Consider the following 14,032-nt stretch of genomic DNA (forward strand, 5'->3'; position numbering starts at 1 on the left):
GGTTTTCTTCGTTAAAATAATTTCAGCGCTCTCCTAAAAGAAGATCGAACGCCTAGTGCTTTATACAGTTCACTCGTTAACAGCTTATATCCTTTCCTGTTTAACTGAACACCGTCTTTCTCATACAGGGATTCCTGCGCTTTGTGTTCTTTCATGATCGACCATAGATCGATGTGTTTCGTATTAAACTTTTGTGAAAGGGACTTAATCTTATCTGCGTATCCTTCGATCTTATGATTGGTCACAGAAGCGTTCTCCTCTTCTCGAATCGGTGAAGGCGATATCAGAATGACGCGCTCTCTCGGCAAATTGTTCAGCATATACCCGATGTTTTTCTCATATTCGAGGAGATTACTTTCCTTATTTATGCAAGCTTCCTGTGTTCCAAAAAAGATCGTGACAAAATCAGGCTGATAGCTTAATACATCTGTTTGAAATCGTGAAACTCCTTCTCGAGTCGTTGAAGAAGAACCAGCATTGATCACGATCCATTCCTCTAATTCATTTCTTATGAGAGATGTAAGCCGTTCATTTCCTTTTTCATCAACTTCCCTTGCTGTTAAACAGTCCCCAAAACAGACGAGTACTGGCAATGATACCGCCCCTTTCTTTATTGAATTTTAATCTTACTCCCCTTGAAGTCGTGCAGTTATGTATGGATCGTTGTCGATCATGCCTTCAATCGAAAACGATACGGCATTTGCAAAGATCGGTCCATCATATACAAACGTATGAAATTCCCCATTTTCACCGCAAGGATCAACTTCATCACACAAACTAGAAAGAAAGGTGTGATCGAAAGGTCTCCCTATCCAAATGGGATTGATCTTCGTATGATCTACTGTAGTGATAACCGCTTTAAATCCGCTCTCTATAAAACGTTCTGCCGTATCTATGGTTGAATTTCGCCATAAAGGGAACACCCCCATTAGGCCACTTTTCTTTAAAAGCTGTTCCCGATAGTTTCGGATCTCTTCTACATATAGATCAGCGTATGCAATCCCTTCGATTCCCCTAAGGATAAACCGCTCGAAGGATTGCTTCATGATCATTTCATACTGGTTGTTTGAACAATTATCTGGTAGATTTGTAATCGTTAGTGGAAGTTGTAGCGCTTCGGCCTGTTTCTTTAGTAAATTCACCGTTACCCCATGAAACGAGATCATTTCTTTTGGAGCAGTGATCGTGGTCCACAGGCCATCAAGATGGATCTTTTCATTTGTCATGATGTCATAAAGAGCTAATGCGCTATCTTTTCCAGAACTCCAAGAAAAAAGAAGATTCATTCGTCATTCTCCTTTCCTCTATATAGACGAATGAGAATGCCATAATGTTTCAATTATTTAGAAATTATTAGAAATAATATTAATTTACTTTAACAAGGGTTCTTCCATGAAAGAGTCGAAACAATTACACGGAGGTGGAGCGGGAATGAACGTTTACCAGTTGTCTAGCCAAGTCGAGGATGATGTGATCGAAAAAGTAGCGAAACTACTCATGAAGCAGATCACGCATGCCGATCGCGAAGGAAGTTATGAGAAATTAATCAAAGGAGCAAAACTTGCGATAAGCGAAGATACGGCTTCTAGAATCGTTGTTGCAGAAGATGATAACGAGATACTTGGCGTTGCGTTTTTTAATATGGGAGTGAGTGTCGCAAATGGCGGTCCTTACTTATGGTTGAATGAATTATTCGTGGATCCAGAAGCAAGAAATCAGGGTATCGGTCGAAGGCTTTTATTACATGTGATCTACTGGGCTGAACGCGAAGGAATCACGGGCATTGAACTTGAAACCGGGATAAATAATGCTGTTACGAAACATCTTTATAATTCACTTGGGTTTCACGATATTATTTCTAAGCGATATGGTTTCACTTTCTCGTCATAATTGATTTATGCTAAGAGAGAATTTTGGTACACTAGTAGAAGTTAAGAAAAGGAGGCTTATTATGCAATTACGAGTAGATCATACACCAAACCCAAATGCGATTAAAATCACAGCTGACAAGAACCTTTTTGAAGGCTCATCCAGTCATTCTTTTAAGAAGAATGACACTCCTGATCATCCAGTAGCTGCTGAACTACTGAAGTTAGATGGTGTCGACAATGTATTTGGCTATCAAGATTTCATCACGATCAACAAAATGCCTGAGGCAGAATGGGACAGCTTGCTCCCAGAAGTAAAAGAAATCATTACGAATAACGCATAAAGAAATTCCCCGGGACATCCCGGGGAATTTTATTTAGTGGTCTTTTCGGAAAAACCCAAAAATACCTGCAGTATTGACAATGTTCGTAAACGCATGAGGGTCGATATCATTGATGATATGTTCGAGATCATAAAGTTCATAACGTGTAACGACCATCATAAGCATTTCTTTATCTTCGCCTCGATATGCGCCTTTCGCAGGAAGCTTTGTAATTCCTCGTACAAGCCTGTCATGGATTGCTTTTTGCAGCTCATTCCCTTTAGAAGTGACGATCATCGCCGTTAGTTTTTCATGACGAGTATGGATGACATCGATCACACGAGAAGAAACATACAAGGTAACGAGCGTATAGAGTGCTTTCTCCCAACCATACAGCATACCTGCTGTTAAAATGATCAAAGCATTCAAACTAAAAAAGTAAGTACCGATCGGACGGTCATTCATTCTAGAAAGAATCATAGCGACGATATCCATTCCCCCGGTCGAAGCACCCCACTTTAACGTAAAGCCGATTCCGATCGCGGCTAGCGCTCCTCCAAATACTGCGTTAAGAAGAATGTCTTCTGAGAGAGCTTGAACAGGAATAATTTCAAGAAACAATGTTGTAAGGCCAACACTGATCAAACTGTATAGCGTAAACGCTTTTCCTACCTTCTTCCAACCTAGAATGCCAACAGGAATATTTAATAAGAATAGCAAGATACCCGTTGAGATATGGATCGGCGTATAATCGTTCAACACGCTCGAAATCAACTGGGCAAGACCGGTAAAACCACTAGCATATACGTTTGCTGGGATAAGAAATAAATTTAGTGATACTGCTCCTAGAATTGCTCCTAATAAGATAATAATTATTTTCTTTACTTCTTCCATGTTAACACCCTTTTCTGTAACTGCCTCTTCTTGATGAAAAAGGACGATTGATTTTATTTCATTAGCAAGATTTATTGTAAGGCTTTCGGCACAGTTCGACAACATCAAATTTAAGTGTTATTCAAGTAAAGCCGATCAAGCACTTACTTTACGATATAATCATTGATTTTAAACGATTCTAGGGATAAACTTTAAGAAACTAGCCTGTATCATAATTATGAAAGGACGGTTCTTAATGAGTGTACAAATCATTACAGATAGTGCCTCTGATCTTCCAGAGGAGTTAGTGCAAAAGCACAACCTCGAAATCATGCCTCTCATTGTTATTTTAGAAGAGAAAGAGTATTTCGACCGCGAAGAGATCAAATCGAAAGAGCTATACACTGCGTTACGAGATGGAAAATTAGCGAAGACCTCTCAAATCCCTCCGGCTCGCATCAAAGAAACATTTACAAAGTTCGCGAAAGAAGGTCAACCGTTCATCTATATCGGCCTCTCATCAGGTATATCTGGAACGTACCAATCAGCAGCCGTAATCAAAAATGAAGTCCAAGAAGAATACCCTGATGTCAAAATGGAAGTCGTTGACTCAAGAGGCGCATCTCTTGGATATGGGCTGATGGCGATCCACGCTTCAGAACTTTCAGCACAAGGAAAGAACGTTGAAGAGATACTCGAAAGCCTTAACGAATCATACATCGATCATATGGAACACATCTTTACTGTAGATGATCTCGACTTCCTACAAAGAGGTGGCAGAGTGAGTAAAGCATCTGCTTTCTTTGGCGGCATGTTAAAAATAAAGCCGATCCTCCATGTGGAAGATGGAAAACTCGTTCCGATCGAAAAAGTCCGTGGAAAGAGCAAGGTGTACAAGCGGATGGTTGAAATCATGGAAGAACGCGGTGTGAACCTTCAATCTCAGGTGATCGGTATCTCACATGGTGATGACCTTGAAAGTGCTGAAAAACTAAAAGAAGCGATTCAAGAAAAGTACGGCGGACAAGACTTCATCATCACTGAAGTTGGTGCCACGATCGGTTCTCACTCAGGCCCAGGTACACTTGCCTTATTTTTCCTAAATAAGTAAATTGTATGCTACATAGTATCTCCTTCAACTGTGTACCCTAAAAGTAGTGATTTAAACTATGGGTCCAGGGAGGGAATATCGTGCCTAATACGACAGACAATAATAAAAAGCCAGTGGATCATAATGCGAAGCGAATGCTGAAAAATGATCAAAAAGAAATAAACCGTGAAAAAGGGAAACATCAGTATTCAAAGAGCAGTGATCATCTATAAAAATCAAGCAGGCTGAACGATCAGCCTGCTTTTTTTGATCAAAAAAACAAAACTGCCTATTGACCGGCAGTCTGTACCTTATCTAGAAACCTATGTCATTATTCGGTGCTCCCGATGCCGTAGTCTATGACAATCGCATGCTTTCCGCGGACGAACGTCCAAGCCCGAGGTGAAAACCACACCCCGGTCTCGGCCGCCCGTTCTACCGCAGGAGTCCGCGATTGTCTCTCCTACTCGAAGTGAATAAATCCAAAACGAACATCCCGTCCCATTGATTAACAAATGAGAATTCTGATCTTCCATTTATCCTTCAAGTTATTTATAACGGAAAAGATCGACTAGTCTCACCGCAACACCGAGACTTTCTCTACACTCTAAAAACTTCCCATTGCTCGGCAGTTTTGTTTTTCATTCTGAATTTCTCACATCTGTAATTTCATATGTGGGGACTTCTAACCCCAACCAGACCATGGTCACTACTCCTAGGACGATGTACAGAACAAACAGTCCATCGAATTTTGATAAACGGGTCTCATAATAATACGTCCGTTTTCCATTGTGGAACTGCTTCGATTCCATCGCCACTGCTATTCGATGCGCTCTCCGAATACTTTGGGATAAAAGCGGTACAGCATACAACGTGATGGATTGCGTAATCCTCTTCCACCCTTTCTCTTTCTTTACTCCACGAACTAACAGCGCATTCTTAAGCTGTTGAAACTCTTCCACCATCATCGGTAGGATTCGAACTGCCGCCATAAAGCTATATGCAAACCGAGGAGGGACTTTCAGCTGCTGAGTCAATGAGTAAAATAGCAGGACAGGTCTTGTCGTAAGAGCAAAGATCAAACCGAGCAATGCAAAGTTAAGTGCTCGGAATCCAATATGAAGACCTCTGTAAAAGCTCTCTTCCGTAATATGAATGAGTCCCCACTTCCACCACGTCGTCGTACCCTGTCCAAAAAAGATCATGCTTGATGAGCTAGATACAAACAAAAGAAGAAACGGAATCATCAAAATCAACAATAGCTTTCTTTTATGTCCTGTAAAGAACGCCACAAGAATGAGCGGGAGCAGCGTTACATACGTGATGATGTTCGGATTATGAATAAACAACAGCCCTAAAAACAAGAAAAGGAAAAAGACGAGCTTAAAGGCAGGATTCATGCGATGTAACCACGTTTCATTGTAATCAAGAGTCAACTGCATGAACGACAGCCTCCTCTCCTCGATTCACGTTACGATCAGATACCCTTCTCCCTTTCGAGATGATCCACTCTCTCGTCGCGTACGTTTCTACGATGTTTTGGTCATGAGTAACCATCATGATGGTGATCCCTTTTGACCGTAAATCCTCGAAATACTCCAGTAGTTTGAAGGTATTCTTTGCATCCTGTCCAAACGTTGGCTCGTCTAACAATAGGACCCGTTGATTTCCAAACAATGCCGTTCCAACACTCAGCTTGCGCTTTTGTCCCGTCGAGAGCTGATAAGGATGCTGATGTTGATGGTTTAACAACTCATAGTTCTGAAGCCAGGTCGTGACTCGATTCTGTACGTCCTCAGACATCGAATATGCTAACTCATCATATACCGAATTCGTAACAAATTGAAATTCTGGATTTTGAAATACAAACGCTAGTTTTTCTCTAGCTTCTTTTATAGAGTGCAACGCTTTACCGTCAACATGTACATCTCCGGTTGTTTTCAACACTTGCATGATACTAAGGAGAAGAGAACTTTTCCCGGCTCCATTCTCGCCAGTGACGACGATCCACTCACCTTCATGGATCACGGCTTCAGGAAGTTCAACAAGACACTTCTTCCCTTTGAAGCCTTTTAAATCCTTAATGGTCATAACAGAGAGGGCGTTTTTCGTCTCCCTTTTCAAGCCATGCTCGTGTTCTTTCCAAATACCAGGGTACCAAATTCCGAATTCCTTCATCTTATGTTTATAAAAAGAAAGAATCGTTTCAGGGTCACTATCTGCAAGTATCGTTCCGCTATCGTCGAAAAGAACAACGCGATCTACAAAATCGATGACATGATCAACCTTATGTTCTACGATTACCATCGTTTGATGCTGTTCGATCTTTTTTATCGTCTCCCATACGTCCTTCGTCCCTTCAGGATCTAGAAGAGCTGTAGGCTCATCCAAGTAAAGGACATCTGGTTCTAAAGATAAAACGGATGCAATAGCAAGCCTTTGCTTCATTCCTTGAGAGAGCGTAGCGATTTCAACATGAGGATCATCAAAATGTAACCCAACCTTATCGAGGTACGTATTGATCAATCCCTTCATCTCGCTTCTAGGGATAGCACGGTTCTCTAAAACAAAAGCCATTTCCTCATCAACGTAAGGCATACAAAATTGTGCGTCAGGATCTTGAAACACATACCCTGTCGATTCAGGAATCATCTTCTCTTCCACTTTCATTGGGACTGGTACTGCCGCTGGGATGAGTCCCGATAATACTTGAAGCAACGTTGATTTTCCACAGCCACTAGGACCTAGTAAAAGCACCTTTTCCCCTTTTTCGATATGAAGTGTAAGGTCATTAAAAAGGAGCTCAGATGCTCCTGCATATTTCACTCTAAGATTCGTCACTCCTACTCTCATAAGCTGCCTCCTTACTTATCCAATGCTTTGAAGTCCTCATGACTAGCAGGTCTTACAAGGCTTGTCACCCCTGTTTTTTCAAGAGCTTCCACAAGGAAGTAAGCAAAGATTCCGGCGATCAGTATACCACCAAGAACTCGAGCTGAGATCAATAATAGCAAGTTCCACAGTGCGAGATCTAAAATGTAACCGTAAGCTACATCCATGATCAAGGAACCTGCAGCTGCTGCAATTCCACTAAGAGCAGCTACAAATGCTGTGTAGCGCTTATATCTAAACAGCGCAAAGACAAGTTCAGTTCCAAGACCTTGAACGATTCCATATAGAAGAACAGAGAGACCATACTCTGAGCCGACTAGAAATTCACCTGAAGCCGCTGCTGTTTCGGCAAGCAGTGCTACACCTGGCTTTCGTAAGATCAACATTGCGACTGTTCCTGCTATAAACCACATGCCATATACGATGTCCCCAACATGAAGGCCAAATGGTTTCACAAGGTTATAAACGGGGCCCCAGAGTTTATAAATGATACCAAAAACAAGTGCGATGACGATGGTGATCAGAATATCTGAAAGTTTCAACCTTTTCATATCCGCTCCTCCTCCAGGATTGGAACAGGCCACTGTTCAATCGTATATGCCATCTCCCAAAAACCATACTCAAGTTGACAGCTTTGAATATAAAGGTCTCTCATCCTCTTAAACTCAGCCTCCGTAGCTGATTTAGCTCTTTCGTCCACAATTTCCCTCAGTTGATCTGTTACGGACACCATCTCTTTTTCACCGTAAAATGTGATCCAATCGTAAAATGGATGATCTTTCCTTGGAGAAAGGTCTTCAATCAGTCGCTGTCCAATCTCTTGATACGTCCATGGACAAGGAAGTAGAGCAGCAGCAATATCACCTAATGATCCAGAATGAGCTGCATCGAGCATGTGTCTCGTATAATGATGGGCAGTTGGGGCGAGCGGAAATCCTTGCAATTCATCGTACGTCACGCCTGCCACGTTACAGAAGTTCGTATGAGGGTGAACTTCACTGTTTAAGACAAATGAGATTTGTTCATTGAAGAATTCCATCTCCTCTCTCTTTTCACATTTCGATAGTGCAATCCCATAAATACGAGCAAACGTATTCAAGTACTCGAAATCCTGCTTCACATAATGAATAAGCTGCTCTTTTCCCAACTTGCCTTCAGCGATGCCCCTCACGAACGGATGTTGGTAAATGGCTTCAAAAATTGGTTCTGCTTCTCTTCTAATTTGATCAGTAAACAACATAAAAAACTCCTTTCCGCTTATCATCCGCCTGATGAAGAGGAAAGGAGCTCACATGCACGAACATCAACATTTTTGAAGCAAAACAAAAACCGCTCCAAAAATGGAGCGGTTGCGTTATGCATCCGTCTCCACTTTCCTCCGCTGGCGCTAACCAGATCAGGTTCAAAGGGTCCAGGTATTCCTGTCTCAGTCATGTGAATGACTCCCCTAGTGGACTATAAGCATTTCATATTATAATCTTAAAGCTACTATTCATTTCTTCCTCTGTCAACAATTTTCTGGAAGTTTAATTACGAATGTTGTTTCATCTTCATTGGAACGCACAGAGATGGATCCATTGTGTTTTTCAATAATTTGTTTGCAAACCGAGAGCCCAAGGCCTGTTCCGAGCTCCTTCGTACTAATAAAAGGCTCAAATATACTTTCAACGAGATGAGAAGGGATCGGCTCGCCGTTGTTCGTAATTTGAGTGATAACCCACTCACCCTCCTTAAACCCCTCGACCACTATCTTTCGTGACTCTTGATCGTTCTCACTCAATTCTTCTATCGAGTTTATCATGATATTTAGAACAACTTGTTTAAGCTGTTCCTCAACGCCGCAAACGAACAATTCTTTAGAAACCGTTGTGATCACTTCAATATTCGATTCAAGGAACCTCGGGTATAACACTTCGACAGAGTACTCGAGCAAACTAGTCATGTTCACCTTCGACGGCGTATCGTCGATTCCACGCATCTTTGAAAGGAATAAAAATTGACGAACTTTTTCTTCAAGATTGTTCATTTCTTCATTGATAATTTCAAAATAGTGGTTCCTCAGCGTCTCATGCTGCTGTCCTTCTAAAAGTTTGAGAAACCCTTTTATCGATGTGAGAGGATTACGAAATTCATGAGCGAAGCTAGCCCCTAACTGTCCAAGAATCGTAAGTCGATCGCTGTGCATCTCTTTAATAAACAAATTCTTATCTTGAATGATACTATCTTTTTGCTTCGTATATTCGGTCACTGAATGGTAAAGGTAAGAATTAAAATAATCATTGACCTTATCTAATGCTCTCGATAGATCGTCGCGATTGAATTCCGATTCATTTAATACAGAAATCACCACTGAACGACCTGAATTAATATTCGCTACGAATTCACCTATATTCACATTCGCTTGAATACGCTCCGTTGCGATTTTCTTGGTTAGCGTGACGATCCAACTTTCATCTTCTGTCAAAATAAAATGAGAAATCAATTCTACCGTTCGTTTCCCGTTGTTTATGATTTCTTCATAGTAAGGATCTTCTTTCGAGAGCTTTGCGATGTTTAGCCACTTTTGAACAATTTTTGGCTGGCTATCTTTTAAAAATGCTGCGAGTTGTTGTTCAAACTGTTTATCATTTTCCATGGCGTTCCCTCACTGACTACTTATGCTTGTTCTAGTTTATCATGAAATACTGATTCCTACATGATAGAAGCAATGTTTGAAAACTAACAGGAATGGTAATCACTACCATAGGTAAAATTATTCTTGAGGAGATGATCTGATTATGCGACCAGATTTTAAACAAACGGATGGTCAACCAGCTCAACATCAAAACCATCAACCAGGCTCACAAGAAGAAATGAATCCAAAGCCATTGATTGAAAACTGGGATTACAAAGGGTCTGGCAAGCTTACGAATAAAGTTGCTCTCATTACGGGTGGTGACAGTGGGATCGGTGAAGCTGCCGCTCTCGCCTATGCGAAAGAAGGAGCTAAACTCGCAATCGTTTACTTAGATGAAGAAGAAGATGCTCAAAACACGAAAAAACTCATCGAGGAGCATGGGGCTGAATGCCTTCTGCTCTCGGGTGATATCGGTGATGAAGCATTTTGTCAAAGCGTGATCAACCAAGTGATCGAAGCTTATGGCACCCTTGATATCCTGATTAACAACGCAGCCGAACAGCATCCTCAGAAAGGGTTAGAGGATATTACTGCAGAACAACTTGAGAAAACGTACCGAACGAACGTGTTTTCCATGTTCCATCTAACAAAAGCCGCTCTCCCTCATTTGAAAAAGGGTAGCGCAATCATCAACACGTCTTCCATAACAGCTTACGAAGGAAACGAACAGCTGATCGACTATGCGAGTACGAAAGGTGCAATCACGTCCTTTACAAGGAGCATGGCAAAATCGCTCGTAGGAAAAGGTATCCGTGTGAATAGCGTTGCTCCCGGGCCAATTTGGACACCATTGATTCCATCCACTTTTTCAGCAGATAAGGTGAAGAACTTTGGAACGAATACACCGATGGGACGCCCTGGACAGCCAGAAGAACTCGCTGCTGCTTATGTGCTTCTTGGTTCCGACGACTCTTCCTATATGACGGGGCAAACCATCCACATTAACGGCGGACAGTATATGACTTCATAGGACCTTATCCAAACCTCCTTTTCGAAGGAGGTTTTTTACTTTGGCTAATAAATACGGATTTTTGGACAACAAATCGAGATTTTAGACAGTAAAATGGATGTTTGGCTAATAAATTTATTTTTTAGACAATAAAGCTCTCTGACGGGCAAATCCGACTCCTCTTTCATTCTATGTGCAACCGAATCCCACCCTTTTCTCTGCATGCTTTATCGTTCATGAGACATTCTAACAGTATAGAGAAGCTGAAAGGATTGAATATCATGCATACGATGTGGAAAGGCTCGATAAGCTTCGGTTTGGTTAATATTCCGATAAAGCTATATTCCGCTACAGAAAATAAAGATATCAAAATGCGCTACCTTCACGAGAAGTGTCATACGCCGATAAAATATGAGAAAACATGTCCTCACTGTGAAAAAGCACTTGAATCAGATGAAATCGTGAGAGGCTACGAGTATGAAGACGGTAAGTTCGTGATCATCGAAAGAGACGAGATCGAAGCGCTCGCTCAAGAAAAAAACAAGTCTGTCGAAATTGTGGACTTTGTCGAACTAGATGACATCGACCCCGTGTATTTCAACCGCTCCTATTTTATAGGACCGAACGAAAATGGCAGCAAGCCCTATACTCTACTGAAAAAAGCAATGGAAGCGTCGGGAAGGATCGGTATTGCAAAAATTACGATACGTTCAAAGGAACACCTCGCTGCCGTTCGTGTATACAAAAATGGATTGATGATGGAAACGATGTATTTTCCTGATGAAGTGCGTGAATTAGATCATGTACCTGATTTACCAGAAGAAATGGATTTAAGTAAGAAAGAATTAACGATGGCGCAGCAGTTAATCGAACAGCTAACAACTGAATTCGATCCTTCTCAATACAAAGACGAGCGACGAGAAGCTATCATGGCTCTTATTCAGAGTAAGATATCTGGTGATGATATTAAAGTCGTGAAAGAAAAACCAAAGAAGAATGTTGTTGATCTGATGGATGCCCTTCAGGCTAGTTTAGAGCCGGCGGATACTGGCTCAAAGGCAAAGTCAGAGCAAAAGAAGAAAAAAGTATCTGTGAAGAAAAAGAAAGAAAAAGAAGCGAACTAGCATGCTCGCATAGGCACGTGAAATGAGGATTTAAAATGAAACCGATCAAACCATTTGAACCAGTATCTTCTACCACGATTCCACCTTCTTATCTTGCTCAGGTGAAGTGGGATGGCGTGCGGGTTTTAGCCTATTTCGAACAAGAGTTAACGCTTTTTAACCGCTCTCTTAACGAACGTACTAATACGTACCCCGAGCTACACGATCTGCCGGATTTAGTAAAGGCAAAGTCATTTATTTTTGATGGTGAAATCGTAGCTCTAAACGAAAAAGGTGAACCTTCTTTTCATGATGTCATGCGCAGAGACCGACTAAAAAAAGACCACCAAATCGCAAGAGGTGTTGTATCGAACCCGATCTTCTATATGATTTTTGATGTTGTCTATTGGGATGGTGAATGGGTTAACGAACGTCCATTGTTTGAACGGCTCGCTCTTTTAAAGAATGGTCTCGAAGAAAACAATTCGATAAGAATCGTTCAAAATCACGAGGATGGTAACAAGCTCTACGAGGTGATCAAAGAAAAAGGAATGGAAGGCATCGTATGTAAAGATGTTAACAGCCCTTATGTAATCAATGGAAAAAGTGCAAATTGGATGAAGATCAAGAATTACAAAGACATTTATGCTCTTGTGTGCGGTGTCACGTTTCGAGGGAAATCAGTCAATACGTTGTTGTTGTGTTTGTACGACTCTAATAAGAAATTACGCTATATCGGAAGTGCTGGGACGGGGAAGCTGAAGAGCGATGAGATCGCAGACTTTTCTTCAACAATCGAATCACTACAAGAAGCGACGTCACAAGTTATTGATGGCCCTCAACAATCAGGTGTCACTTGGGTTTCTCCTAAGATCATTGTAAAAGTTACCTACCTTGAATGGACGAGTGATCTTCGCCTGCGTCAACCTGTCGTTCAAACAATTGTCGAAGGTGATCCTACTGATTGTACGCTTCAACAAACTTAGGAGGGGCGTTAATGGAACAGGTATTGAAGGAAACCCTCTCTCATGGTGGTAGAGGAGTCATTATTGTTACTGGGTATCACGAGATACGCGCGGAATTTATCGCATCGATTATGAAAGACGATGTGGTTACATTCATCGGATTTTTTTCGCAAGGTCTCACGAAACAAGAGTTTGAGAGCTTGCTTAAGACCATCGAATCAAACCAATCGCACCGTGATGGAGAAAGCATTTCAGTAGCTCCTGGAATATGCGTTGAACTTTCTTTCAAGGGTATGAAAAATGGCGAACTCACCGATACTTCATTTCTTTCTTTTACACTCGACACTGATTATCAAACGTGTACGATCGAGAAACTGATCCTAGACAACTTGCCTCATAGAGAAGACGTTTCCATCACACACCCTTCGAAACAATACTGGTCTCATGTAACGAAGAGTGATTATATTTCTTATCTAATGCATGTCTCCCCTTTTCTACTACCGATGCTGAAAGAGAAGCAATTGACTGTTATCCGTTACCCTGACGGTGTGGATGGAGAGTCGTTCTATCAAAAGAACTGTCCTGACTATGCTCCCGACTTTATTCAAACAAGTAGACATGATGACATCGACTACATTGTCTGCAATGATTTATCAACGTTAGTTTGGCTAGGAAATCAGGGGACCATCGAGTTTCATATTCCCTTTCACACGCGCCGATCAACGAAGCCCGTTGAAATTGTGTTTGATTTAGATCCACCTGACGAAGAATCCTTTCATCTCGTCATTTTAGCTGCGAAGGAGATCCATGCTATCCTCTCCTCTTTAAAAATCGTGAGTTTTCCTAAGCTCACAGGAAGCAAAGGCATACAGATCCACATTCCGATAAAAGGGTTAACCTATGAGGAAACAAGGGTGTTCACTTCGTTTGTCGCAGATTACCTTGTCGAAGAGCACCCTTCCTCATTTACTGTGGAACGGTTGAAACGAAACCGTCACGGAAGACTGTACGTAGACTTCCTTCAGCATGCGGAAGGTAAAACGATGATCTGTCCTTATTCAACAAGAGGAAAACAAAACCCAACCGTCGCAGCACCTCTTTTTTGGGAGGAGATTACTGATTCTTTATCTCCTACTTCGTTTACTATCGAGACTGTCCTTGAACGAATACAGGAGAAGCCTTGTCCATTTGATAAGTACTATGGTGAAAAGAACGAACCACTTAACGTGATCATCGATAAACTCCGTGAACGATAAAAAAACCTGCTGAGAAATTCTCAGCAGGCTCCGTAA

16 protein-coding genes and 1 riboswitch are annotated in these 14,032 nt (G+C 41.5%); of the genes, 8 read left to right on the top strand and 8 right to left on the bottom strand.

Going from position 1 to position 14,032, the window contains the following annotated elements; all coding sequences use genetic code 11:
* Positions 1–11: 11 nt before the first annotated feature.
* Both ACXADT_RS16350 and ACXADT_RS16355 read right to left on the bottom strand, forming a co-directional pair.
* Positions 12–593 carry a GDSL-type esterase/lipase family protein gene (locus ACXADT_RS16350; RefSeq protein ID WP_474831922.1) on the bottom strand — a complete coding sequence of 194 codons (582 nt, stop codon included), beginning with the start codon at positions 591–593 and terminating at the stop codon, positions 12–14.
* Positions 594–626: 33 nt separating this feature from the next.
* A complete protein-coding gene (locus tag ACXADT_RS16355; protein WP_474831923.1) occupies positions 627–1,286 on the bottom strand; it encodes a Dph6-related ATP pyrophosphatase in 660 nt (219 codons plus the stop codon).
* A 145-nt stretch (positions 1,287–1,431) separates the two neighbouring features.
* Between ACXADT_RS16355 and ACXADT_RS16360 the strand changes: the two genes are divergently transcribed.
* Both ACXADT_RS16360 and ACXADT_RS16365 read left to right on the top strand, forming a co-directional pair.
* Entirely contained in the window at positions 1,432–1,890 is a 459-nt protein-coding gene (locus ACXADT_RS16360; RefSeq protein WP_270181605.1) for a GNAT family N-acetyltransferase, read from the top strand.
* A 61-nt stretch (positions 1,891–1,951) separates the two neighbouring features.
* Positions 1,952–2,212: a NifU N-terminal domain-containing protein gene (locus tag ACXADT_RS16365; protein WP_270181604.1), complete on the top strand. Its 261-nt coding sequence runs from the start codon at positions 1,952–1,954 to the stop codon at positions 2,210–2,212.
* Between the two features lie 33 nt (positions 2,213–2,245).
* On the opposite strand, the gene ACXADT_RS16370 is transcribed toward ACXADT_RS16365, so the two are convergent.
* Complete coding sequence (locus ACXADT_RS16370; protein ID WP_270181603.1) at positions 2,246–3,085, bottom strand: YitT family protein; 840 nt, start codon at positions 3,083–3,085, stop codon at positions 2,246–2,248.
* Positions 3,086–3,320: 235 nt separating this feature from the next.
* Between ACXADT_RS16370 and ACXADT_RS16375 the strand changes: the two genes are divergently transcribed.
* Together ACXADT_RS16375 and ACXADT_RS16380 are read left to right on the top strand one after the other, a co-directional pair.
* On the top strand, positions 3,321–4,175 hold the full coding sequence (locus tag ACXADT_RS16375; protein WP_474831924.1) for a DegV family protein: 855 nt from the start codon (positions 3,321–3,323) through the stop codon (positions 4,173–4,175).
* An 80-nt stretch (positions 4,176–4,255) separates the two neighbouring features.
* The gene (locus ACXADT_RS16380; RefSeq protein ID WP_270181601.1) at positions 4,256–4,387 is read left to right on the top strand and encodes a DUF3941 domain-containing protein; all 132 of its coding nucleotides are present in this window, start codon (positions 4,256–4,258) and stop codon (positions 4,385–4,387) included.
* A 408-nt stretch (positions 4,388–4,795) separates the two neighbouring features.
* On the opposite strand, the gene ACXADT_RS16385 is transcribed toward ACXADT_RS16380, so the two are convergent.
* The 5 genes from ACXADT_RS16385 to ACXADT_RS16405 all read right to left on the bottom strand — a co-directional run bounded on the left by ACXADT_RS16385 (position 4,796) and on the right by ACXADT_RS16405 (position 9,681).
* On the bottom strand, positions 4,796–5,596 hold the full coding sequence (locus ACXADT_RS16385; RefSeq protein ID WP_474831926.1) for an energy-coupling factor transporter transmembrane component T family protein: 801 nt from the start codon (positions 5,594–5,596) through the stop codon (positions 4,796–4,798).
* A complete protein-coding gene (locus ACXADT_RS16390; RefSeq protein WP_474831927.1) occupies positions 5,580–7,007 on the bottom strand; it encodes an ABC transporter ATP-binding protein in 1,428 nt (475 codons plus the stop codon). The genes ACXADT_RS16385 and ACXADT_RS16390 overlap by 17 nt, the downstream gene beginning before the upstream one ends.
* Before the next feature lie 11 nt (positions 7,008–7,018).
* Positions 7,019–7,597, bottom strand: coding sequence for an ECF transporter S component (locus ACXADT_RS16395; RefSeq protein WP_270181598.1), 579 nt, complete (start codon positions 7,595–7,597; stop codon positions 7,019–7,021).
* Positions 7,594–8,286 (bottom strand): thiaminase II, encoded by a 693-nt coding sequence (gene tenA, locus ACXADT_RS16400; protein ID WP_474831929.1) that lies wholly within the window; start codon positions 8,284–8,286, stop codon positions 7,594–7,596. The genes ACXADT_RS16395 and tenA overlap by 4 nt, the downstream gene beginning before the upstream one ends.
* A gap of 116 nt (positions 8,287–8,402) precedes the next feature.
* A riboswitch (TPP riboswitch) is annotated at positions 8,403–8,505 on the bottom strand.
* 48 nt (positions 8,506–8,553) lie between these two features.
* Positions 8,554–9,681 (bottom strand): histidine kinase N-terminal domain-containing protein, encoded by a 1,128-nt coding sequence (locus tag ACXADT_RS16405; protein ID WP_474831930.1) that lies wholly within the window; start codon positions 9,679–9,681, stop codon positions 8,554–8,556.
* 142 nt (positions 9,682–9,823) lie between these two features.
* Here ACXADT_RS16405 and ACXADT_RS16410 point away from each other — a divergent pair, with 142 nt between their 5' ends.
* The 4 genes from ACXADT_RS16410 (at position 9,824) to ligD (ending at position 13,996) form a co-directional block, all read left to right on the top strand.
* The gene (locus ACXADT_RS16410; RefSeq protein ID WP_474831932.1) at positions 9,824–10,693 is read left to right on the top strand and encodes an SDR family oxidoreductase; all 870 of its coding nucleotides are present in this window, start codon (positions 9,824–9,826) and stop codon (positions 10,691–10,693) included.
* A 260-nt stretch (positions 10,694–10,953) separates the two neighbouring features.
* Positions 10,954–11,796: a non-homologous end joining protein Ku gene (gene ku / locus ACXADT_RS16415; protein WP_270181594.1), complete on the top strand. Its 843-nt coding sequence runs from the start codon at positions 10,954–10,956 to the stop codon at positions 11,794–11,796.
* 35 nt (positions 11,797–11,831) lie between these two features.
* Positions 11,832–12,761 carry an ATP-dependent DNA ligase gene (locus ACXADT_RS16420; RefSeq protein WP_474831934.1) on the top strand — a complete coding sequence of 310 codons (930 nt, stop codon included), beginning with the start codon at positions 11,832–11,834 and terminating at the stop codon, positions 12,759–12,761.
* 11 nt (positions 12,762–12,772) lie between these two features.
* Complete coding sequence (gene ligD, locus ACXADT_RS16425) at positions 12,773–13,996, top strand: DNA ligase D (RefSeq protein ID WP_474831935.1); 1,224 nt, start codon at positions 12,773–12,775, stop codon at positions 13,994–13,996.
* Positions 13,997–14,032 lie beyond the last annotated feature (36 nt).

This window comes from Anaerobacillus sp. ABR4_321, from assembly GCF_056158505.1.

Excerpts from the sequence above, each read along its gene's own strand:
- ACXADT_RS16410 (WP_474831932.1), top strand. The coding sequence starts at position 9,824 with ATGCGACCAGATTTTAAACAAACGGATGGTCAACCAGCTCAACATCAA.
- ACXADT_RS16395 (WP_270181598.1), bottom strand. The coding sequence starts at position 7,597 with ATGAAAAGGTTGAAACTTTCAGATATTCTGATCACCATCGTCATCGCA.
- ACXADT_RS16405 (WP_474831930.1), bottom strand. The coding sequence starts at position 9,681 with ATGGAAAATGATAAACAGTTTGAACAACAACTCGCAGCATTTTTAAAA.
- ACXADT_RS16365 (WP_270181604.1), top strand. The coding sequence starts at position 1,952 with ATGCAATTACGAGTAGATCATACACCAAACCCAAATGCGATTAAAATC.
- ACXADT_RS16375 (WP_474831924.1), top strand. The coding sequence starts at position 3,321 with ATGAGTGTACAAATCATTACAGATAGTGCCTCTGATCTTCCAGAGGAG.
- ACXADT_RS16355 (WP_474831923.1), bottom strand. The coding sequence starts at position 1,286 with ATGAATCTTCTTTTTTCTTGGAGTTCTGGAAAAGATAGCGCATTAGCT.
- ACXADT_RS16370 (WP_270181603.1), bottom strand. The coding sequence starts at position 3,085 with ATGGAAGAAGTAAAGAAAATAATTATTATCTTATTAGGAGCAATTCTA.
- ACXADT_RS16385 (WP_474831926.1), bottom strand. The coding sequence starts at position 5,596 with ATGCAGTTGACTCTTGATTACAATGAAACGTGGTTACATCGCATGAAT.
- ACXADT_RS16360 (WP_270181605.1), top strand. The coding sequence starts at position 1,432 with ATGAACGTTTACCAGTTGTCTAGCCAAGTCGAGGATGATGTGATCGAA.
- ligD (WP_474831935.1), top strand. The coding sequence starts at position 12,773 with ATGGAACAGGTATTGAAGGAAACCCTCTCTCATGGTGGTAGAGGAGTC.
- ACXADT_RS16420 (WP_474831934.1), top strand. The coding sequence starts at position 11,832 with ATGAAACCGATCAAACCATTTGAACCAGTATCTTCTACCACGATTCCA.
- ACXADT_RS16390 (WP_474831927.1), bottom strand. The coding sequence starts at position 7,007 with ATGAGAGTAGGAGTGACGAATCTTAGAGTGAAATATGCAGGAGCATCT.
- ku (WP_270181594.1), top strand. The coding sequence starts at position 10,954 with ATGCATACGATGTGGAAAGGCTCGATAAGCTTCGGTTTGGTTAATATT.
- tenA (WP_474831929.1), bottom strand. The coding sequence starts at position 8,286 with ATGTTGTTTACTGATCAAATTAGAAGAGAAGCAGAACCAATTTTTGAA.